Origin of the sequence: Streptomyces sp. NPDC020965 (assembly GCF_044333555.1) — a bacterium.
Lineage (GTDB): Bacteria > Actinomycetota > Actinomycetes > Streptomycetales > Streptomycetaceae > Streptomyces.
Genome location: NZ_JBIRRE010000010.1, coordinates 288,894 through 309,889, shown reverse-complemented (window position 1 = coordinate 309,889; position 20,996 = coordinate 288,894). Strand labels below are relative to the sequence as shown.

Sequence of the window (20,996 nt, the reverse complement as noted above, 5' to 3'; positions counted from 1 at the left end):
CAGTAGCGGTACGGGCCGACGCAGCACCGGTTCCCACCGAACGGGAGGGCCCCCGGCGCCCTTCGCGGCGGTCCCCCGCCGGTGCGGGCGGCGCGCGCGGTCGCCGCCGTCCGTGGGGGTGATCCGCAGCGGACCGTACCGAAGCGGCGTGCCCGGCGCCCGTCGCCATCCTCCCTTCCGTCAGGAGAGCCGAGTTGACCACCCAGCCCGTCACACCGCCCGCCGCGCGCCCGCCCACCCCCACGGATCCGCCCACCCCCACGGATCCGCCCGCCGCCTCCGCCCCGTACCGGATGGACCCCGGCGGTGGCTGCCCGCACGCCGCCAACGCACGGCTGCTCGCCCGGGGTGCCACCACCGACGTCCTCCTCCCCGATGACATCCCCGGCGTCCTGGTGCTGGGCCACGAAGCGCTGAAGGAGTGCCTCTCCCACCCCGATGTCGGCAAGGGCGCCGAGCACTTCACCGCACTGCGGGAGGGGCGAATACCCGGGGGCTGGCCACTCCGCACCTTCGCCACCGTGTCCGGGATGCTCACCGCCGACGGCGACGAGCACCGGCGGCTCCGCGCGCTGGTGGGCAAGGCGTTCACCGCGCGCCGGGTGGCGGAGCTGCGGCCCCGGATCGAGGCCGTCACCGCCGAACTGCTGGACGGGCTGGCCCGCACGGCGGCGGCCGGCGACGGGGTCGCCGAGCTGCGCGACGGGTTCGCGCTACCGCTGCCGATGGGGGTGATCTGCGAGCTGTTCGGCGTGGACGAGGAGTACCGGGACCGCTTGCACCACCTGTCGCACCGGGTGGTCAGCACCTCCATCAGCCCCGAGGAGGCGGTGGCCGCGAACCGGGAGATGGTGCAGGTGCTCGCGACGGTCGCGGCGGTCCGCGCGGAGCGGCCGGGCGACGATCTGACCAGTGCGCTGATCGCCGCCCGTGACGACGACGACGGCCGGCTCAGCGAGCAGGAGCTGATCGGCACCCTGCTGCTGTTCATCGTCGCGGGCCACGAGACCACGCTGAATCTGATCACCAACGCGGTCCGGGCGCTCTGCGCTCACCGGGACCAGCTCGAACTGGTCCGGTCCGGCCGGGTCGGCTGGGCCGATGTGGTGGAGGAGACCCTGCGCTGGGACAGTCCGGTGAGCTACTTCCCCTTCCGGTACCCGGTGCGGGACATCACGCTGGCCGGAACGGTGATCCCGCGCGGCACCCCGATGCTCGCGGGCTACTCGGCGGCGGGCCGCGATCCGGCCGCGCACGGCCCGGACGCCGACCGTTTCGACGTCACCCGGCCCGGCCGGGCTGACGCGACCCGGCACCTCTCCCTCGGGCACGGCGCCCACTACTGCCTGGGGGCGCCGCTGGCCCGGTTGGAGGCGTCCGTGGCGCTGGAGCGGCTGTTCACCCGCTTCCCCGGGCTGGACCTCGCGGTGCCCGATGCGGAGCTGCCCCGGCACGGCACTTTCGTCGGCAACAGCGTGGAACGGCTGCCGGTGCGGCTGACGCCCTGACCGCAGGCCCCTGCCAGTCGGAGCCCCCGGCGCCGCGCCCCGGCCCGGGGGGCCGACCGGTCGGGGCCCGCGCCACCCGGGCACTGACCGGTCGACGGCCCGCGCCGCGCCCCGGCCCGGGAGGCCCTCGCACCGCGACCGCCCCGCCCCGGAACCCGGCGACCGCGACCAACCCACCCACCCCCGGAACCCGGCGACCGCGACCGACCCACCCCAGAACCGGTGGGTAGGCTGAGTCTCCCCCGCTCGTGGAGGGACCCGTTCGCGTCCCGCGCCCCGTTCCCGTACGCGACCGGTCCGCGCCACCGAACCCGGTCCCATGCCGGTCTCACCCCGAAGGACCCCCCGGCATGTCGCTCAACCGGTTGGACACCCCGCGCCGCCCCCGTACGGCGCCAGGCCCCGCCCTGGTGCGCGCCCTGCTGCTCTTCGCGGGAATCCGGGCGCTCTGTCTGGCCGTGCTCTTCCTCTGGTCGTGGCGCGCGGACCGCAGTGCGTGGGTGCTGCTCTCCGAGCGGTGGGACTCGCTCTGGTACGCCCGGGTGGTCGAGCACGGCTATGACTTCACGCTGACCGCGCCGGACGGCCGGGTCCTCTCCGATATGGCCTTCTTCCCGCTGCTGCCCTGGCTGGAGGAGGCGGTGACGGCGGTGACCCCGCTCGGCGCGGGCGACGCGGGGGTGCTGATCAGCGCGGTCGCGTCGGTCGTGGCGGCCTGGGGGATCTTCGTCCTGGTCAATGGGGTCTACGGCGCCAGGCCCGCGCTCTTCACCGTGGCGCTGTGGGGTGCGCTGCCGGTGAGCATCGTCCAGTCGATGGCGTACAGCGAGTCGCTGTTCGTCGCGCTGTCGGCGTGGGCGCTCCACGCGACCCTCCGGCACCAGTGGCTGATCGCCGGAGTGCTGGCGTCGCTCGCGGGGCTGACCCGGCCGGTGGGTCTCGCGGTCGCGGCGGCGCTCTGGGTCGCGGCGGTCATCGCCTGGCGGCGGGACGGAGCAGCCGGGGGCCGGGGGCGGATGCTGCTGGGGATGGCGGTGGCCCCGCTGGGCGCCGCCGGTTATGTCCTGTGGGTGGGCGACCGGGTCGGAAGCCTCTTCGGCTATCTCGATGTGCAGGCCGCGTGGGGCAACGGCTTCGACGGCGGGATCGCCTTCGCCCGCTTCATCGGCGAACGGCTCTTCGGCCCCGCCTTCCTCGCCGGGCTCGGCCTGCTGGTGGGGGTCGCGCTGGTGCTCTGGCTCTTCTGGCGGGGTGTCCGGCAGGGCCAGCCGCCGGCCCTGCTGACGTACTGCGGGATCGTCGTCCTGCTGGCGCTCTGCTCGTCCGGCTACTTCGGTTCGAAGCCCCGGCTGCTGATGCCCGCCTTCCCGCTGCTGATTCCGCTGGCGCTGGCGCTCGCCCGGACGACGGCCGTCCGGGCGTGGTCGATCGTCGTGGGCGCGGCGGCCGTGGCGGCGGTGTACGGGGCGTTCTGGCTGCACGGTTCCGGCCCGCCGTAGGCCGTGTCCGCCCGCTCCCCGACCCCTCGTCCATCCTGCGCACTCCTCCGGACGCCGTTCCCGAACACCCCTCCCGAACGCCCTTCATCCGACCGCCGACTACGCTTCCCGGCCGACCCTGGACCTGCGGTTGTGGTGGGGGTGGCCGAGACTGGCCCTGGTACGCCCCCGTACCTCTCTCGTCCTCGCCCACCCCTCGCCATCGAGCGTCCGTCGTCCGTCGTCCACGGGAAGGAACCGGCCCATGCCTGCTGTCATCGCCGTCACCGGAGCGAGCGGTCGTATCGGCGGCCGGGTCGCCCGCCGTCTCACCGAGCGGGGCGCCGCGACCAGGCTGCTCGGGCGCGATCCGGCGCGGCTGCCCAGCATCCCCGGCAGTTCGGTCGCCCCGCCCGCCGCGTACGGGGACAGTGCGGCGATGCGCCGGGCCTGCGACGGCACCGGCACGCTGTTCCTGGTCTCCGCGCGCGAATCGCGCGACCGGGTCCAGGCGCAGTTGACGGCCGTGGACGCGGCGGTGTCGGCGGGTGTCGAGCGGATCGTGTACGTGTCGTTCCTGGGCGCGGGCCCCGGCGCCACCTTCACCTTCGCCCGCGACCACTGGCACACCGAGGAGTACATCCGGGCGACCGGGGTGCGCCACACCTTCCTGCGGGACAGTTTCTATCTGGCCGCGCTGGCGGCGATGGCGGGCGCCGACGGGGTGATCCGGGGCCCCGGTGGCGAGGGCCGGGTCTCGGCCGTCGCACACGACGACATCGCGGACGCCGCCGTGGGCGTGCTGCTCGCGGACGACGGTGCCCATGACGGGGTGACCTACGAACTCACCGGCCCGGAGGCGCTCTCCCTGTCGGAGGCCGCCGCCGAGCTGAGCCGCTTCGCCGGGCGCGAGGTCACCTATGTGGCCGAGACCCGGGAGGAGGCGTACGCCTCGCGGGCCGGGTACGGCGCGGAGGAGTGGGAGGTGACGGGGTGGGTGACCTCGTACGAAGCCATCGCAGCGGGCGAGATGTCGACGGTGACGGACGCGGTGCCGAAGCTGGCGGAGCGTCCGGCGACGAGCTTCACGGAGTTCCTGCGGGAGAACCCGGAGTCGTACCGGCATCTGCGGCCCTTGTAGGCGGACGCCCCCGCCTGCCCCGGCCAGGGCCGTACCCGGGCCGGTAGGGTCGGTGCGCCCGGGGGCGGCTGCGAGGAGACACGGTGATCACATGGCGTCGATTGACTGAGGAGGACTTCGGGCTGTTGCGGAAGTGGCTCACGCAGCCGCATGTGGCCCGGTGGTGGCACCACGAGACATCGGCGGAGGCGGTCGCGCGGGACTTCGGGGCGGCGGCTCGCGGCGAAGAGCCGTCCGAGGACCTGCTGGTCATGCTGGACGGCGTCCCGGTCGCCCTGGTCCAGCGGTGCCGGTTCGCGGACTACCCCGAGTACGGCGCGGAACTCTCCGCCCACATCGAACTGCCCGACACCGCGGTCACGATCGACTACCTGCTCGGCGACCCCGCGCGGACGGGCCAGGGACTGGGTACCCGCGTCATCCGCGCGATCATCGCGGCCGTCTGGAACGACTATCCGGCCGCGTCCGCCGTCGTCGTCCCGGTCCACACGACCAACCGCGCGTCATGGCGGGCCCTGGAGAAGGCGGGGCTACGCAGGATCGGCACCGCCGAACTGGCCCCGGACAACCCGGCCGACGACCGCACGCACTACGTCTACCGCGTGGACAGACCGGCCGGCCCGAATTCCCGCCCCGCCGACCCGGCCTGATCGGGTTCAACCGCTCGGGGCTTCCCTGGACAAGGCGCTCGACTTCGGCGTCACGCGGGTGGGCGACCGAGCCGAGATCCGGTGCTCCGGTCTGATGTGTCAGCGTGGAGTGACGTCCCTTTCAGCGAAAGTCCGCCGCGTGGTCCACCGCCCACTCCTGGAAGGATCGGGCCGGGGTGCCCGTGATGCGCTCCACTTCATCGTTGACCGGCTCCGGATTGTCGATCATCTCCGCCTGGGCCGGCAACACGGCCTCCACCAGCTCTGCCGGGTAGCCCGCGGCCGTCATCTGCTCGGCGGCCTCGTCCAGCGCGATCTCCTCGAACCGCACCGGTCGCCCGATCGCCTCGCCGATCAGGGCCACCTGCCGTTCCTGGGTGATCAGTGCGGGGCCGGTGAGCAGGGGACGGGCGCCCAGCAGGGCGTCGGACGTCAGCGCCTGGACGGCGACCGCGGCCATGTCCGCCTCGTGGATCAGCGGGCGGGCCAGCCTTGCCAGCGGCGCCCGCACCGCACCGGTGGCGCGGACCTCCTCCGCCCAGCCCAGCGTGTTGCTCGCGAAGCCGGTGGGCCGCAGCGCCGTCCACTCCAGTCCCGATGCCTCGATCAGCCGCTCCAGCTCCGTGTGGAACATGGTGATCGCCTCGCCCGGCTTCCCCTTCTCGCCCCCAACCCCGGCGGACGACAGGTACACCACCCGTCGAGCGTGCTTCCCGATCGCGTCGATCACGTCCGAGGCGCCCTCAGCACTCAGGAACGGCCACACCAGGAAGACCGAATCGACGCCCTCCAGAGCCGTGCCCAGCGACGCGGGATCGCCGAGATCGCCGCGCACCGCCTGCACACCCTCCGGGAAGTCCGACTCCCCCCGCACCAGCGCCCGCACGGGCACGCCCATCGCGTGCAGTTGGGTCACCACCGCGCCGCCGACCTTTCCCGTCGCGCCGGTCACCAGGATCCTGGGCTGTGTCATCGGAATCTCCTCGTCTCGCCGTTCGATGACACGACTCTCATACATCAACCAAGGTTTAGGTCAAGCACCGGCCGGAGTGGCCGTCAGGCGCTGCTCCAACCAGCGATCTCCCCGTGCCATGAACCGAGATCATCCATCGCTCGTGAGCCACTTTCGCCACACGGCCTCAAGCGTGTTGCAGAACCCGCGAGGCGCTTCATTCGCACCATGATCTCGCAACGCAGCGGGGGCACTTTGCCCGCTTCTGGTGCACCCGGTGCACCCGAGTCGATCTTACCGATGGCGTGCCGAGTGATCATTCCGGCCGTTCTGCAACACCCCTTAGGCGTCTGTCTCCTCCGTGTCGTTTCGCAAAGGTGGGCGGAGGTAAGTGGCGAGGCCGAGGAGGAAGAGGGCTGTGGCGACAGCGAGGGCCGGGGCGGAGCTTCCGTCGTGCAGGGGCCAACCCCACAGGGCAGGGTTGGCATGGCCGCCTGACGAGGTGACGGCGAAGGGGAGGAAGCTGACGAGGGCCATCGCGAGACGGTAGGTGGACAGCCAGCGGGCCAAGAGGGCGAAGCCCAGGTACCCGGCGATGTTGCGGGTGACGGCAACGCCGTCGGGGACCACCACGGAGACCGCGCCCGCGATGGCCACCATGCCGATGGCGAAGCTGGGATCGAACCAGCGGACCCCACGCGCAGCGACTCGTTCCATCGCCCGGTCGGCGCGGGCCTGCCCGTACAGCAGAAGCAGGACGGGCAGGAGGGGGGCGAGGAACCGCAGGGGAAGCCCGCTGGTCAGTCCTCCGACGACCGAGGGCACCGGAACCTCGGAGGTACGGACGAGGGTCGCGGTCGCCAGGACCACGAGCAGGGACGCGAGGACGGCGGGTGCGGCGCGCACCCGGAACCACCAGATCATGCGCCGCTCCCCGGGTAGTCGCTCGGGTCGAGACGAGGCTGAACGGTGCAGGTGGTGATGGCCGCGTGGTTGCTCCGGTACCAGGCGAGCTGGGCCGAGCGGGGCAGGGCACGGACCCGTTTGACGAGAGCGAAGACGGCTGGGCTGGCGCCCGTGGTGCGCGCGATGTCAGTGCGGGAGGCGCCGGCGGTGAGCTCCAGCCAAATACCGACCGGCACATAAGCGGACCGCCCAGCCCAGGGACGTTTGCCGCAAACGGGAAAGGTGCTGGGCATCACGGAGGTGACGAGCGCCTTGAGGACCTCCGGCCGAGTGGGGTTGGAGAATGAGGGCGAGTACGACTTCGGCGGTGTGACGCCCATGCGGCGCAGCCGGGACGCCCCCTCCTGGGCCCAGGTGCGGAACTCGTCCGCGTCCGCGCGCTGCTCCGGCCAGACGCACACACGGACCTCGCCCCTCAGACAGGTCTGCGCGCTGGTGTCCCGGTTCTCAGCCACCTTGTAGCCAAGGGGAATCGCCAGTGGGACGGCGAGCGCGGCCACAGCGACGAGCGGGGTGAGAGTGAGCAGACCGCCGCGCCGGGTCCGGGTCAGGAGCGCCAGGAGTGCGAAGGCGACCAGCCCCAGCAGGACGAGCGTGGGGACGGTCAATGCCCGAAGAGTCAGGGTCTGGTCATAGCCACAACACTCCGCGAGGTTGGTGCCGTTGAGCTGGCGCACCCACAGAGGTTCGAGGGCTCGGGGGTAGGACAGCCACAAGAACGTGCCCACGGCGACAGCCGGGACGGTCAGCAGGCCCGGGAGAAGCCATCCGATGGCGTACCCGGCCAGGGTGTGGGCGCAGAACATCAGGCCAACGAGGGCGATGACCCGTAGGTCGGGGTGGCCGGGGGCGTGATCGGTCCAGCGGGTGACGCAGACGAGGGACCAGGCGGTGAAGAGCACGCTCGCGTACCAGACGGGTTTGAGTTGCGCGAGGGCGACAGTGAGGGCGGAGCGGGCCGAGGTGCCCCCACCACCGTCCACGAGCCCGGAGCGCTTCAGCCGCAGGGCCTCCCATGCCGCGCCGGCAGCGCATACGGCCAGGGGCACGATGGTGATCTGGGTGATCTGTGAGGTGGCGGCCTGCCAGTAGTTCTCGGTGACGTAATAGGTCGGGCTGTTGGTGAAGTACCACATCCACACACAGGTGGGGATCACCGCCCAGCCGACGCCGGACGTACGGAGCAGAGTGGACCAGGGCACCGTTACACCTCCCGGCCGACGAAGGTGGTGTAAGCGGCCTCGGCTAACCGTCCCTGTGCGGCGTCCTCCGGGGCGTGGGCGAGGAAGCCGGAAGTGGTGCCGTGGAAGCGGACGGTGCCGCGGGCGAGAACGATGACCGTGTCGAACACGTCAGCCAGGTCCTCGGTCTGGTGAGTGGAGACCACGAAGCTCGTCGACGGTGACAGGGCGTCGAGCGTCTCGCGGAAGACCGCGCGCTGCTGTGGGTCAAGGCCGGCCGTCGGTTCGTCCAGGAGGACGAACTCGGCACCATGCACCAGAGTCTGCGCGATCCCCAGTCGCCGGAGCTGACCGCCAGAGAGCTGGCGGCCCGTGCGGTCGGCGAGGTCCGCGAGCCCCACCCGGGCCAGTGCCGACCGGGCCGCCTTCCAGGCAGCCCGTCGGTCCATGCCCTTGAGCCAGCCCGCGTAGGCGACCTGCTCGCGCAGCTTGAGCCCGGCGACGGGCCTGACCTGTTGGGGCAGCCAGCCGACCCGGCGACGGTACTCCCGCCTCGCCCTGGCGTCCGCCGGGCTGAGGTCGTTGAGAGATATCCGGCCGGAGGCCGGGGTGAGCGCGGTGGCCGCGATGCCCAGCAGCGTCGACTTGCCCGCCCCGTTCGGGCCCAGCAGGACCGTCCGCCCCGGGGGGAAAACAACAGTGAGATCACGTAAAACGGGGGCACCACGCCGGTAGGCGTAGGTGCACCCGGCCACTTCGAGAGTCATACGAGCCTTCGTCGTAACGGGGCCTGGGGGCACGTCGCGTGCCCCCAGGCGTGAGCGTTCACTGAGCGCGCGTCACCAGTAGATGCCCACGTCGCGGGCGCTGATGACGCGAGTGCCGGTGTACTTGAAGTAGAAGTTCCCGGCCGTCGTCATGGTTCCCCAGTTTGAGACGTTGCAGGTGTTGGCGCGGGATCCGTAGTCGGGGTCCGGCCGCAAGTCCACGGCCCGGTAGAGGACGAACGGTGCGCTGAAGCTTGTGCCATCAGTGCTGCAGCCTTCGAGGGCGACCCTCGTAGAAACCTGGTCACGGCGTCCGTCGTACCAGCGCTGGGATTCCTTACCGTATCCCCAGCCGCTGATGACCGTTGCCCGGCTGCCCTCGGCGAGTGCCGGTACGCTACTTGCGAATGTTGCGGCTGCCGTTAACGCCGCTACAACCGCAACATTTCGGCGCACATCAGTGCGAATTCTTGCCATCGCTTTACGTCCTTCGGTGAGTGAGCGTTGGCGAGCAGCCGAAATGCCCTCCGCAAGGCTCGGCTGCACAATGCCCGGCCCCTTCGTATCGATCGCGGGGCCGGGCATCACTATTGGTGAGGCGCGCTCAGGTCTCAACCGACATCCGGCGCCCCGGGGATGAGCCCAAGGCTCCGTTTGCACAACGGGCTAGCAGCCCAGCCGGAAATGTAATGGTCTAGATCACATTGAAGAGGTGTGCACCCAGCAGCGTGCGTTACCACCAGTGACAAAGTAACGGTTAGGTCACCGTGAATGGACGGCGTGTCGTCGCTTATGGGCTCCATCGGCTCAAGCGGCGGACAATAGACCCCAGAACTCGCCCGGAAACAATCCCTGGCTGAACTGCAATCCCTTCCAATCGGCGTGCGCGTCAGTCAGACCTCTGCCTTGAACACACTGATCACATGCTGAGTTCCCGAGAGGAACAGGCAGAACTCGGACGCTAGACCTCCCGAAAGCCCCGGCGCCAGACGCCGGTCACCAGGGGCACTCCCGGGCGGTAGGCCAGATGGACGTGGCTGGGCGCGTCGAGGAGTGCGAGGTCGGCGCGGGCGCCGGGGGTGAGTCGGCCGATGTCGGTGCGCCGTAGGGCCGCGGCCCCGCCCGCCGTCGCCGACCAGAGGGCCTCGTCGGGCGTCATCCCCATGTCCCGTACGGCCAGCGCGATGCAGAACGGCATGGAGGACGTGTACGAGGACCCCGGGTTGCAGTCCGTGGAGAGCGCCACGGTCGCCCCCGCGTCCAGCAGGCGGCGCGCGTCGGGCCAGGGCGCGCGGGTGGAGAACTCGGCGCCCGGCAGCAGGGTCGCCACGGTGTTCCCGCTGGCCAGGGCGGCGACATCGGCATCGGTGAGATGGGTGCAGTGGTCGGCGCTGGCCGCGTCCAGTTCGACGGCGAGCTGGACGCCGGGGCCGTGGCCGAGCTGGTTGGCGTGCACCCGCGGTACGAGCCCCCGGGCCGCGCCCGCCGTGAGGACGGCCCGGGCCTGGTCGGCGTCGAAGGCGCCCCGCTCGCAGAAGACGTCGATCCAGCGGGCGTGCGGCGCGCAGGCGTCGAGCATCTCGCCGGTGACGAGGGCGACATAGCCGGCGGGGTCGTCGGCGAAGTCGGGCGACACGATGTGCGCGCCGAGGTAGGTGACCTCGTCGGTGTGGCGGGCTGCGATCCGGAGGGCGCGCTCCTCGTCGTGGGTGGTGAGCCCGTACCCCGACTTGGTCTCGAAGGTGGTGGTGCCCTGGCGGAGCGCCTCGGTGAGATGGCGTACGAGGTTGGCTTCGAGCGCGTCGTCGGCGGCGGCCCGGGTGGCGGCGACGGTGGTCCGGATGCCCCCGGCCTCGTACGGCCGCCCGGACATCCGGGCGTTGAACTCCTGGGTGCGGTCGCCGCCGAAGAGGAGATGGGAGTGGGAGTCCACGAAGCCCGGGATCACGGCATGGCCGGCCGCGTCGTGGACGGTGTCGGCGGCGGGGGCGTCGGCGGCGCGGCCGGTCCAGGCGATGCGGTCGTCCTCGATGACGAGGGCGGCGTCCTCGATGAGGCCGAGGGGGGAGTGGTCGCCCGCGGTGGGGTCGTTGGTGACGAGGGCGCTGATGTTGGTGATGAGGGTGGTGAGCATGTTCCTCGCTCCAACGGGACGGTGGAGCGTGATCCTCGCTCCAACGGGACGGTTCCGGGGACGGCGGACACGACCCTGCGCACGGGGGCACCGGGCCGGACGCCATGGGGCGGCGTCCGGACGTCCGGAGACGCGGACCGGGCGGCGCCGCACGGCTCCAGCAGTCTAAGCACGCTGGTCGGATGCCGTACGGGCCGCCCGTGACCCCCTCCGTCCCGGCCCGTCAGGCGTCGACGGCGAACCCGTAACTGATCACCGTGCTGGGCGCCTTGAGCGTGGCGACGTTCCGCAGCGGGTCGCGGTCGACCAGCACGGCGTCCCCACGGAAGCCCCTGGCCAGCCGCCCCGCGCTGCGCTCCAGGCCGATCAGCCGGGCGGCGCCCGTGGTCGCGGTCCGGATCGCGTCGAGCGCGGGGAGTCCGGCCTCCCGCATCAGCTCGATCTCGCGTCCGATCGGGTCGATCACGCCCCCGGACGAGTCGGTGCCGGCCGCGATCGGCACACCCTCCTCGTACGCCTTGAGCACGGCCCGCTTGATGATCGGCAAGAAGAGCCGGCCGCGTTCGGCGAGGATCGGGTCCGGGTCGGCCGCCAGGCTCGCCATCGCGGCGAGGGTGGGCGTGAAGAACGTCCGGCGCCTGCGCATCTCGCGCATGGTCCGCTCGCCCAGGTAGACACCGTGCTCGATGCTGTCGACGCCCGCCATCACGGCGTCGTGGATGCCCTTCTCGCTGTAGCTGTGGCAGAGCACGGTCGCTCCCCCGCGCCGGGCCGCCGCGACGGTGACGGCGAGCTGCTCCCGGTCGTACACCTGCTTCAGCGGGTCCTCGGTGGGCGAGCCCGCGCGCTCATTGACTCGGGTCTTGATCACGTCGACGCCCCGGGCGAGGTTGACCTCGACCATGCGGCGCAGCGCCTCGGGGCTGCGGACGCCGTCCTTGAGCCGGGCGAGGGGGACCAGATCGGGGTCGGCGAGGATCGTGTCACCGGGCTTGGGGGTGACGAAGATGCCGGCCGCCCGCATCCGGGGCGCCCGCTGCGGGGTCCAGCGGGCCAGTTCGCGGAGGGCGATGTCTTGGTAGAAGGCGGTGCTGCCGCTGCGGACGCTGGTCGCGCCGAGCCGGATCGCCTGGTGCGCGTCGGTGAGGGTGCTGAGGTGGATATGGGCGTCGACCAGGCCGGGGAGCACCCAGCGGCCGTGCGCGCGGATGACCTTGGCGACCTTCCGTACGGCGGCGACGTCGTTGCGGGTGGCCCGGCGGGTGCCCGCCGCGCGGACGGTGCCGTCCTCGATGACGACGACGGCGTCCTCGGTGACCCGGCCGGTCAGCGGGTCGAGGAGGGTGCCACCGTCGATGATCAGCGTGCCGCCCCGGGGCGGTCGTCCGCTCTTCGCCGTGCGCTGCGGGGCTTCGGCCGCCACCGCGCCGCCCGACGCGGCTCCGGTGAGCGCCGCCCCGCCCGCGAGGACGACGGCCCCGGCGAGGACGCCGCGGCGGGTGGCCGCGGCGGACGGTGGCGGGGTGTGGGGATCAACGCACATGGACAGCTCCTCGGTGGTGCGGGGGCCCGTTGCTCGATGGCGAGGACGATAACCGCACATGAAGGTGCGCACAACGGTCGATGCACTTTTACGTGCACCTCTAGGCAGGGCGCGTACGGGGGAGAATGAGCCGGTGACGGATGACGCTGAGGACCACGACCCGAGCGGGGCCACCGTCGTGGAGTGGCTCGACGGTTTAGTGACGGATGTGCCACTGGGCCCGAAGGCCGCCCACGTCCGCCAGGTGCTGACGACCCAGCCCACCTTCTGCTCCTACGCCACCGCCGCCGAGGTCGCCGCCCGCGCCGAGGTCAACCGGGCGACGGTCATCCGCTTCGCGCAGAGCCTCGGTTACCCGGGCTGGCCGCCGTTCCAGGCCGAGTTGCGCACGGTCCACCTCGCCCAGCGGTTCGACCCCGGCCGCCCGTCCGACTCCGACGGCGGCCTGCTGGCCACGGCCTTCGCCCAGGACGCCCAGAACCTCCGCGCCCTGGAACGCACCTTCGACTACGCGACCGCCCGCACCGTCGTCGACGCCATCCGCGACGCCCCCCGCACCCTGGTCGTCGCCTCCGGCACCCACGCGGTCGCGGCGAACGCACTGGCGATGGTGGCCGCGAGCCGGGGCTTCCCGGTGACCTACGAGGACCGGGGCGGCCCCCAACTCGCCAACGCCCTCGCGGGCCTGGGCCCCGGGCACTGCGTGGTGGCCTGGAGCTTCTGGCAGCACTACCGCCAGACCACGGCGGCCCTCCGCATCGCCCGCACGGCGGGCGCGACCACCTGCGTCATCACCGACACCCGCCACTCACCGCCCGCGCTGGAGGCCCAACACGTCCTGGTCGTCCCGACGGAGGGGGTGGCGAACATCCAGTCGATGACGGTCGCGATGAGCGTGGCGTACGGGCTCCTCGCCGAACTGACCGCGACGGACCCGGCCGGCAGCCGGTCATCGGCGCGCCGGGTGTCGGGCGTCTGGCAGGAACTGGACCTCTTCGCGGAGGACGAGCCGGGGCGGGGCTGACCCCGCCACTCTCCGCGGCATCAGAAAGCCCGATAGATCCGATCAGCATTCTGTATTTGTGGGTCCGCTGTCCGACGGAAAGACTTCTCGTCAGCTCCATAAGGGGCGTTGCGATGGGGTCCGCGCTTCGAAGGCGTCGGGATCGGGACATCGGAGGTAGGACATGAAGTCACTGTCGGGCAGGTTGGCGCGCATGGTGGCCATCCTGGGGCTCACTGTTGCCGCGTTCGGAACCACCGCAGCGTCTCCGGCCATGGCCGACAGCGCCGGTACGGCCGCTTGTACCCGTCCATTCGTCTACGACGGTGTCCAGATCCAGGTGGACAACTGCTCGAACGGCTGGGTGTGGGTGTGGGGCGGCACCAAGCACAACTGGGCCACCGTCTACGTGACGGACAATTTCTGGCACAAGGGCGAGCTGCGGACCTGGAGAAACCAGGCTCACACCAAGTCATTCGGGATCGTGCGGAGTTTCCACGTCTGCGTGGGTGGCACGGTCGGCCTCTTCCCGCCGCTCCCGTACCAGCACTGCTCGGTGGAAGTGACGTTGTAGAAGGCGCGGCCCGGCCTACCTCTAGCAGACGCCGTCGGTCGCGATACCGCTTCCGTGCACTCACCGGGTCTACACCAACGGAGCACGATCACCGTTGAAAACGTTCTCCAGATCCGCAATGCGCTCGGCTCGCCGCCCCATGAGGTACATCGGGCCATGGGTCTTCTGCATCTCGTGGATGAGCGTGAACCCCTGCCGCTCGTAGTACGAGACAAGTCCGGGGAAACGGCAGCCTCGTCGCACCCAGAGCTTCTCCTCGCGAGCGGCCCGATCGACGGCCCACAGGGCGATGATCGCGCCGGGGTTGGCCCCGCGAACCGCCGGGTCAGTGATCGTGCTGTACAGATACAGGGAAGGCTGCGCGAGTTCCTCGGCCGTCCAGGCCATCGGGGGCGTGGAATCCGTCGCCGTCGTGCATCCCACTGGCTGTCCATCGGCCTCAAGGAGGTACGTCGACCCGTCGTCGCTACTGGTCAGGGCCGCGAGCTTCTCAGCGCTGTCACGCCAGCTCGGCATCCCCCGTTCCTCCAGCCATGCCGAGCGGGCAAGGATGATCCGCATGACGGCATCCGCGTCATCCGGTCGCGCCGGCCGCATCGCGAACTTCACACTCCCCCTCGTGGTGCCGGGATACTCGCGGACCATACCGGCGCCTGATGCCAGACACGCGGGCGACGACATCAGATGGGCATCGTCGCGGAACACGGACGCGGAGTGCTCCTCCTCAGCGGTACGGGGAGGAGCACTCCGCGTCGTGGTGCGCGGGCCCGCGTCGGGTCAGGCGGAGGCCGGCCCGGTCGCGAAGGTGATGAAGTTGGTCCAGGTGGTGGCGGGGACGACGAGGGCGGGGCCCTGCTTGTCCTTGGAGTCGCGGATGCCGACGTGGGTGGTCAGGGTCGCGACCTCGACGCACACGCCTCCGGAGTCGTTGCTGTAGGAGGACTTGAACCAGGCGGACTCGGGTGTCAGGGCTGCGATCTCGATGCAGCTACCCCCGGTGTCGTTGCTGTAGGAGGACTTGAACCAGGCGGACTCTTCGGCCACATCCAGGGCCGTGATGTGCGTACTGATGACTACCCCCACTGGCTTTCTAGTTCTTGTAGGAATCCGGCTGTACGAGCCGGAGGTAGGGCGCTGTCACGCATGGCGTCGAAGCGGCGGATGTTGCGCTGCACCTCGCGCCATTCGTCCGTGACGCTGATGGTGTTCGACATATCGACATGCACGACCGGGTCGAGAGTTTCGGAGAAGTCGAGGATTGCGAAGTTGGTCTCCGAGCGGTACGTCACGACGTCGTGCGGGAGGATCTGGATGGTCACATTGTCCAGACGGCCCAGCTCCACGATCGCTTCGTACTGCTCCCGCATGACCTCCGGACCGGCCACCATGCGGCGCACCGCTGCTTCGTCCATGATGACTCGCAGCTCCAGCGGGCTTTCGGAACGGGTGATCAGTTCCTTCCGCTCCATCCGGAGCCGAACGTTCTGCTCTATGTACTCCGAAGTGGTTTCTTCCACAGGCTTGGCGATCGAGTACAGAGCCCGGGTGTACGCCTCTGTCTGAAGCAGCCCGAAGACGAAGCTCGGTTGGAAGGACCGCATCACTCGCGCGTCCTGCTCCAGTCCGCGATACGTCGGCATCTTCGACGGCATGAACGCCTTGTAGGGCGTCCACGGCTCCTTGCTCAGCGACTCGCGGTGGAGTTTGAGCAACGTCTCCCGATCCTCCCTCGGCATGTTCGCGTCGTAGAGGTCCATGAGGGCCACGAGATCGCTCGTCCGGGGCAGATCGTTCTCCCCGATCTCGACCCTCGCCAGCTTCGTGTGCGAGAACCCCATCTCTCTGGCCACGTCCTGGAGCGTGAGATCCGCCCTGTCGCGGAGCTTCCTCAGCTCCTTGCCTAGCTCGCGACGCCGGAATGTCGCACCCCGTTTTGCTGCCACCTTGCTGTCCCCTCTCACCGTTGGTCTGTCGGTGCTTGACGTGACCTGTGTGGGGTGCCGACGTGTGTCGTACCCCCGAGTGTCCCACCCCCTGTCCGCCTCCGGGCAAGCCGTGCTCGTACTCGGGCATGTGCCAATTTTTGAAGCTGGCTTTTCGCGCTTGCACAAGAACTCACACATACATCAACGTAGTTGAGACAGAGCCAAGCCGGACGGCGATGCACAAAACTGGACCTCCCGCACTTCCAGGCCCAGCCTCGCCCTGTCCGCAAACCGTGGAGGACAGGGGCATGTCGATGACAGCCACGCGACGGGACACAAGCACCAGGCAGCACATCGGCGAGCTGGTGCGGGACAGGCCGAGCGCCCGTACCGGGTTCGATGTGGTGATCAGCCGCACCGGCCGGGGCGGGGATGGCTTGTCACCGCAGGACCGGTCCTGGCCCGGTCAGATGCGGCGGGTCGGGCGGGAGCATCTGCGGATGTGGGGGCTCGACGCCCTCGGGGACTCCATCGAGCTGCTGCTCAGCGAGCTGGTGACCAACGGCTTCCGGCACGGACGGGGCGGCCCGGTCGGGGTGCGGCTGTGGCGGACCGAGGTCTGTGTCTGCGTCGAGGTCGTCAGCGGTGGCGGCGCCCAGGTGCCATGTGTGCGGGAGGCGGGGGTGTCGGAGGAGAGCGGGCGGGGGTTGTGGCTGGTCGATGCCGTCGCCGACGCGTGGGGTGTGACCGCCGACGGGAGCTGCACCTGGTGCCTGCTCGCCGTCCCTCGCACCGTATAGGCCCCGGCTCAACAACCAACCAAGGAGGGTGTTCATGTATCAGTCGACGCAGCTTAGAGAACTTAAGAGCCACGCCGTCGGAACGGGTTTACGGGCCGTGACCTGGAATCCGTACGGCGGTGGCGTGGACGACGACGGATCGGGGCGGCGCTTACGGGCCCAGGCCGGAATCCTGGCCCGGCTCGCCCCTGATGTGTTGGCGTTGCAGGAGTGCACTCACCTGCCGGTCGTACTCGACACCGACGCCAAGGAATCGTCGTGACCGCACAGCCGCGCGGGTGCACGCACACCGCCGACCTGCCAATCCAGCTCGTGCTGTACGCGTTGGAGATCACCCCGGACGAGCAGGGAAGCCCCCTGGACGTGAGCACCCGGCTGCGGTGTTCGCTGGAGCGGCACACCACCGGGCCCCACGTCGACCTCGTACGGGAACTCGACGACGCCACCCACGGCGAGATCTGGGCCCGCTGGGAAGACGACCACACCCCCGACGCCGTCGCCATCCTCCCCGACTGCCCCACCCACAACGGCCAACCGGCAGGGAGGAATGAAGGCTGCGAACTCTTCGAAGGGCACTCGGGCGGCCACAGCCACCAATTCGCACGGACCGAAAACGAACCGCTCGACGCCCCGACCCGTAGGCGGTCCACTCCCTAAGGCCCGGGGGCTTCGCGTTGGGGGCCCGCCCCCGTGTGCGGGCCCCCGACGAAGCCGATCCCTTCCGGATCAGCGCCTCCATTTCTGCGGTTCCTTGCGCCTTCAGGATGCGCGGTGAGCCCGGCCCGAGTCCTTAGCAGCAAGTGCCCTGATTCTTGTCGTAGCGTCCACTGCCCGATGGCGGCAGTCGCGGGGCGTCAGCCCGTAGGCGGCGTGGAAGCTGCGGGCGAAGGTGGAGTGGGAGGCGAATCCCCATCGGAGCGCGATGCCGCCGATGGGCGTGCTCAGGTACGCGGGGCTGGTGAGGTCGCGGTGGGCGCCCTCCAGCCGCAGGCGCCGGATCAGGGCGGCGACCGTGGTGCCCTGGTCGTGAAAGAGGTGGTGCAGGTAGCTCACCGAGATGTGGTGTGCCGCGGCGACCGATGCGGGTGTCAGACCGGGGTCGCGCAGGTGAGTGCGGATGAACGCCTGGATCCGCAGTGTCAGCGTCCGGGTGCGGGACTCCGGGGGCAGCGTGCCGTCGGCGTCCAGCGCGTTGGCGAACAGCGCGGACACCAGATCGACGGCGACGACGGCCAGCCGCAGGCCATCCGACTGGCGGAACGAGTCCGTGTCGGTGGAGAGCCGGGTGAGGAAGTCCGCCAGCAGAGCGCCGATTCCCTCCCGTGCGGAGAGCCGGTACCCGCTCAATTGCGAGATCGAATCCGCGGGCAGGGGGAGCAGGGCTCTGGGAACGTCGAACCCGATCCCCTCGTGGGGGACACCCACTCGCACGTCCACGGGGCGCGAGCTGTCGATGACGCAGAAGCTGAACGGGTCGTACACCGCTTCACGGTCGTCCCTGGTGACGTTCAGCTTCCCCAGCGTGGGCAGGGAGAGATTGACCCGCTCGGGGTCCGACTGTCTGACCAGCTTCGGCGTCCGCAGGAATCGCACCGGCTGGAACCGGCACGGCCACACCGTCACCCCACCGAACTCCAGCATCCGCTGCGACGCCCGGAAATCACCCCGATGCTCACTGTCCAATTGCACGGGCGCGTGCGCTCGCTGTACCAGCTCACGCCAGCGCTCCAACCGGTCCGCCGCGGGCACGTCCTCACTTCTGAAAACCGTCTCGATCACGCGTTTCTCCCGGATAGCGAAGACCGCCGCGCGCTCGCCGAACGCGGCGGCAGCGGCCATGAGGCCGTGATGTCAGGCGCGGCCCCGGGTCCAGTCTCCGAGTGAAGTGCGCAACATGGAACATCCGAACGAGCGCTCGACCCTCGCGACGCGTTTGTGCTCACCCGGGGCGTGTGAAGGTGACGCCCATGGGGGGACGCGCCAGCCGGCTGACCGTAAGTACCGCAGTAGTCGGCTGTAGGGACTCCAGACGCTCCCGGGGCGAGCCCGCACAACACGACGCGGAGTGCTCCTCCCCGTACCGCTGAGGAGGAGTACTCCGCGGCCATGAAGCCATCAACCTTCGGGGCCCTGTCAGAGAAGACGTACGAACACCTTGGCGCCGTTGTGGAAACGCACGGTCAGTCCGGAGTAGTTGGGCCGTGCCTCTTCGCGGGTCGACCAGCGTTCGATGCTCGCGATCTCCGGGAACTCGGAACGGGCGAGCAGCGCGGCCAACCAAGCCTCGGGCTCGTCCGTCGGTTCTGGAGCGTCCCCCGGCGCGGTCGGCAGACCGTGGACCGGGCTGTCATCGAACTCTTCGTGCTTCGCGCCGTCCGGGAGCTGACCGACTATGCCCCACCGCGAGATACCGGCTGCCGTGGTGATGGCGACTCCACCCGGGGTCTTGGTGTCGCCCACCTCCGCGAGCGTCTGCACCTGGATCGCGGTGGTGTTGTTCTTGGCCAGGTCGACAACTAACTCCTGGAACCTTCCGGGACGCATGAGCGATCTTCCTCTCGTAACGGCCGGGTCAGTCTATGAGCGGGTGTCGACGGATCGGGCCGTTTCCCCATCTGTCACCGCCCCGCTCGGCGGCCCGCCCCCGCCGTGATCTGCACCGCCCTCGGGTCCGTCTCGAACGACTCCCCCGGCACCGTGGTGTTGCCCCTGAGGACCACGCCGTCCGGGGCCTCGCCCGGGTCGATGTCCCAGACGTTGCCGGTGAAGGTCACCTGGTCCAGTGGGGGCCAGACGGTCAGGACTACGGACGCTTCGGAACGGTGGACGGCGTTGGACTCGACGGTGACGTGGGCCGCGCCGTAGTCGGTGTAGAGGCCGTAGTTGTACGAGGTGATGGTGTCGCGGACGACATTGCCGCGGATCAGCGCGCCGGTGGCGTAGGAGTCGCCCTGGGGGCCCGAGATGTAGATGCCGCCGCCGTCGGCGAGGACCCGCATCGTGTGGTGGACGAGGTTGTTCAGGACCCGGGTGCCCCGGCCCTCGTAGACGACGATGCCCGCGTGCGGCACGTCGTCCACCTCGTTGTGCGCGACGACGGTGCCGCTGGCTCCGGTGACCAGGACGGCCGGGGAGCCGTGGTAGTCGAGGCCGATGCGGTGGATGTGGTTGTTCTCGACGCGGTGGTCGCGGGCGCCGTCGCCGATCACCAGGCCGCCGCCGGCGACCTCGGTGATCTCGCTGTCGCGGAGGGTGTTGTCGGTTCCGGCGCCCCGGAACTCCACCGCGACCGCGCCCAGTCGGACGAAGCGGCAGTCCGCCAGGGTGACCCCGGAGCTGTCCTCGAAGATCAGGTTGCCGGGCATGGTCGCGTCGTCGCCGGGGACGGTCACCCGGCCCTCGCCCTCGGCGAAGGTGACGGTCTGGAGGTCGCCGCCGTCGTAGTAGCCGTTGCCGTGGTAGTGCAGGAAGCCCTGCGGGGTGCTGGGCCGGAGCCAGGTGGCGTCGGCGAAGGTGATGCCCCGGAAGGTGAGGTCCCGGACGCCCCGGGCGTGCAACAGGGTCTCCAGCACCGGGGCGACCACACCGGTCGGGGGCTCATCGGGGCGTGGCCGGTAGTGCAGCTCCGTGCCGCGCGTGGCGAAGGTGCCCTCGGTGAGGAAGGCGGGGCTGTTCTCGGCGGAGGTGGGGGCGTCCACCCCGTAGAACTCGCCCGCGCCGGGGGCGTCCCAGGTGAATTTCGAGTGGTAGAGCCGCGCGGCCTGCCCGAAGGCGGGGGCGGCCATGGTGAGGGTGGTCGTGTGCGCGTCTCCGGTGATGGCGGCGACCTGGCAGCGGCCCTCGGACCAGGGGTAGGCGCCCCGGTAGACGAATTCGACGTCGCCCGCCCAGGACTGGGGCCCGGTGCCGTCGACGGTGTAGCCGTCGGCCGTACGGGTCAGGGCCACGCCCTCCAGCGGGATCGACGCGCGATCGGCGCGGCGCCCGTGGACGTAGAGCTGGCGGGGTGCGGGGCCGGGGAGCGCGGCGCGGTGGGTGCCGTCGTCATCGGCGCTCCAGTCGGTGATCTCACGTCCGCCGCTGATCACCACCTCCTCCTGGTCCGGGGTGCCGTGGCCATGGGCCCGGTAGACGACGCCGGAGTGCTCGGCGGAGAGCAGGAAGGTCTCGGTCAGTCGGTAGGTGCCCGCCCTGAGTTCGACCACCGCGCCCGGTACGGCCTCGTCCCGGGCTCGCTGGAGCGTGGCGAACGGCCGCTCGACGGTGCCCGGTCCCGTGTCGTCGCCCGACGGAGCTACGAAGATCATCAGAATCCCCTGTCGTGTATACGGTGTACACATCTGCTAGACAACATACACACCGAAGGAGGGCCCG

General features: G+C 70.4%; 22 protein-coding genes. 9 read left to right on the top strand and 13 right to left on the bottom strand.

What is annotated here, in order from left to right; translation table 11 throughout:
• Positions 1-293 precede the first annotated feature (293 nt).
• From ACH4S7_RS28570 to ACH4S7_RS28555, 4 genes are all read left to right on the top strand, one after another.
• Positions 294-1,508 carry a cytochrome P450 gene (locus tag ACH4S7_RS28570; protein ID WP_398524265.1) on the top strand — a complete coding sequence of 405 codons (1,215 nt, stop codon included), beginning with the start codon at positions 294-296 and terminating at the stop codon, positions 1,506-1,508.
• Positions 1,509-1,858: 350 nt separating this feature from the next.
• Positions 1,859-3,007, top strand: coding sequence for a glycosyltransferase family 39 protein (locus tag ACH4S7_RS28565; RefSeq protein WP_398524188.1), 1,149 nt, complete (start codon positions 1,859-1,861; stop codon positions 3,005-3,007).
• A 244-nt stretch (positions 3,008-3,251) separates the two neighbouring features.
• The gene (locus tag ACH4S7_RS28560) at positions 3,252-4,127 is read left to right on the top strand and encodes an SDR family oxidoreductase (RefSeq protein ID WP_398524187.1); all 876 of its coding nucleotides are present in this window, start codon (positions 3,252-3,254) and stop codon (positions 4,125-4,127) included.
• A gap of 83 nt (positions 4,128-4,210) precedes the next feature.
• Positions 4,211-4,777, top strand: a complete 567-nt coding sequence (locus ACH4S7_RS28555; RefSeq protein ID WP_398524186.1) for a GNAT family N-acetyltransferase — start codon at positions 4,211-4,213, stop codon at positions 4,775-4,777.
• 121 nt (positions 4,778-4,898) lie between these two features.
• Here ACH4S7_RS28555 and ACH4S7_RS28550 read toward each other — a convergent pair whose 3' ends face one another.
• From ACH4S7_RS28550 to ACH4S7_RS28520, 7 genes are all read right to left on the bottom strand, one after another.
• Positions 4,899-5,750: an NAD(P)H-binding protein gene (locus ACH4S7_RS28550; RefSeq protein WP_398524185.1), complete on the bottom strand. Its 852-nt coding sequence runs from the start codon at positions 5,748-5,750 to the stop codon at positions 4,899-4,901.
• Between the two features lie 321 nt (positions 5,751-6,071).
• Positions 6,072-6,653, bottom strand: coding sequence for a hypothetical protein (locus ACH4S7_RS28545; protein WP_398524184.1), 582 nt, complete (start codon positions 6,651-6,653; stop codon positions 6,072-6,074).
• Entirely contained in the window at positions 6,650-7,897 is a 1,248-nt protein-coding gene (locus ACH4S7_RS28540) for a hypothetical protein (protein ID WP_398524183.1), read from the bottom strand. Before ACH4S7_RS28540 ends, ACH4S7_RS28545 begins: the two co-directional genes overlap by 4 nt.
• A gap of 2 nt (positions 7,898-7,899) precedes the next feature.
• The gene (locus ACH4S7_RS28535; protein WP_398524182.1) at positions 7,900-8,643 is read right to left on the bottom strand and encodes an ATP-binding cassette domain-containing protein; all 744 of its coding nucleotides are present in this window, start codon (positions 8,641-8,643) and stop codon (positions 7,900-7,902) included.
• 72 nt (positions 8,644-8,715) lie between these two features.
• The gene (locus ACH4S7_RS28530) at positions 8,716-9,120 is read right to left on the bottom strand and encodes a hypothetical protein (protein ID WP_398524181.1); all 405 of its coding nucleotides are present in this window, start codon (positions 9,118-9,120) and stop codon (positions 8,716-8,718) included.
• A 484-nt stretch (positions 9,121-9,604) separates the two neighbouring features.
• Entirely contained in the window at positions 9,605-10,777 is a 1,173-nt protein-coding gene (hutI, locus tag ACH4S7_RS28525) for an imidazolonepropionase (protein WP_398524180.1), read from the bottom strand.
• Between the two features lie 223 nt (positions 10,778-11,000).
• Complete coding sequence (locus ACH4S7_RS28520) at positions 11,001-12,320, bottom strand: amidohydrolase family protein (protein WP_398524179.1); 1,320 nt, start codon at positions 12,318-12,320, stop codon at positions 11,001-11,003.
• 133 nt (positions 12,321-12,453) lie between these two features.
• Here ACH4S7_RS28520 and ACH4S7_RS28515 point away from each other — a divergent pair, with 133 nt between their 5' ends.
• Positions 12,454-13,344: a MurR/RpiR family transcriptional regulator gene (locus tag ACH4S7_RS28515; RefSeq protein WP_398524178.1), complete on the top strand. Its 891-nt coding sequence runs from the start codon at positions 12,454-12,456 to the stop codon at positions 13,342-13,344.
• A 163-nt stretch (positions 13,345-13,507) separates the two neighbouring features.
• The gene (locus tag ACH4S7_RS28510; protein ID WP_398524177.1) at positions 13,508-13,897 is read left to right on the top strand and encodes a hypothetical protein; all 390 of its coding nucleotides are present in this window, start codon (positions 13,508-13,510) and stop codon (positions 13,895-13,897) included.
• Between the two features lie 69 nt (positions 13,898-13,966).
• Here the strand turns inward: ACH4S7_RS28510 and ACH4S7_RS28505 are convergent, their stop codons facing one another.
• From ACH4S7_RS28505 to ACH4S7_RS28495, 3 genes are all read right to left on the bottom strand, one after another.
• Positions 13,967-14,506: a GNAT family N-acetyltransferase gene (locus tag ACH4S7_RS28505; protein WP_398524176.1), complete on the bottom strand. Its 540-nt coding sequence runs from the start codon at positions 14,504-14,506 to the stop codon at positions 13,967-13,969.
• A gap of 168 nt (positions 14,507-14,674) precedes the next feature.
• On the bottom strand, positions 14,675-14,941 hold the full coding sequence (locus ACH4S7_RS28500; protein ID WP_398524175.1) for a DUF397 domain-containing protein: 267 nt from the start codon (positions 14,939-14,941) through the stop codon (positions 14,675-14,677).
• A 29-nt stretch (positions 14,942-14,970) separates the two neighbouring features.
• Positions 14,971-15,840 carry a helix-turn-helix domain-containing protein gene (locus tag ACH4S7_RS28495; RefSeq protein ID WP_398524174.1) on the bottom strand — a complete coding sequence of 290 codons (870 nt, stop codon included), beginning with the start codon at positions 15,838-15,840 and terminating at the stop codon, positions 14,971-14,973.
• 290 nt (positions 15,841-16,130) lie between these two features.
• Between ACH4S7_RS28495 and ACH4S7_RS28490 the strand changes: the two genes are divergently transcribed.
• From ACH4S7_RS28490 to ACH4S7_RS28480, 3 genes are all read left to right on the top strand, one after another.
• Positions 16,131-16,622, top strand: coding sequence for an ATP-binding protein (locus tag ACH4S7_RS28490; RefSeq protein ID WP_398524173.1), 492 nt, complete (start codon positions 16,131-16,133; stop codon positions 16,620-16,622).
• A 97-nt stretch (positions 16,623-16,719) separates the two neighbouring features.
• On the top strand, positions 16,720-16,884 hold the full coding sequence (locus tag ACH4S7_RS28485) for an endonuclease/exonuclease/phosphatase family protein (RefSeq protein ID WP_398524172.1): 165 nt from the start codon (positions 16,720-16,722) through the stop codon (positions 16,882-16,884).
• Positions 16,881-17,279, top strand: a complete 399-nt coding sequence (locus ACH4S7_RS28480) for a hypothetical protein (protein WP_398524171.1) — start codon at positions 16,881-16,883, stop codon at positions 17,277-17,279. Before ACH4S7_RS28485 ends, ACH4S7_RS28480 begins: the two co-directional genes overlap by 4 nt.
• A 102-nt stretch (positions 17,280-17,381) precedes the next feature.
• On the opposite strand, the gene ACH4S7_RS28475 is transcribed toward ACH4S7_RS28480, so the two are convergent.
• From ACH4S7_RS28475 to ACH4S7_RS28465, 3 genes are all read right to left on the bottom strand, one after another.
• On the bottom strand, positions 17,382-18,461 hold the full coding sequence (locus ACH4S7_RS28475) for a helix-turn-helix domain-containing protein (RefSeq protein WP_398524170.1): 1,080 nt from the start codon (positions 18,459-18,461) through the stop codon (positions 17,382-17,384).
• A gap of 294 nt (positions 18,462-18,755) precedes the next feature.
• Positions 18,756-19,166 (bottom strand): hypothetical protein, encoded by a 411-nt coding sequence (locus tag ACH4S7_RS28470; RefSeq protein ID WP_398524169.1) that lies wholly within the window; start codon positions 19,164-19,166, stop codon positions 18,756-18,758.
• A 74-nt stretch (positions 19,167-19,240) separates the two neighbouring features.
• Positions 19,241-20,929, bottom strand: coding sequence for a right-handed parallel beta-helix repeat-containing protein (locus ACH4S7_RS28465; RefSeq protein ID WP_398524168.1), 1,689 nt, complete (start codon positions 20,927-20,929; stop codon positions 19,241-19,243).
• Positions 20,930-20,996 lie beyond the last annotated feature (67 nt).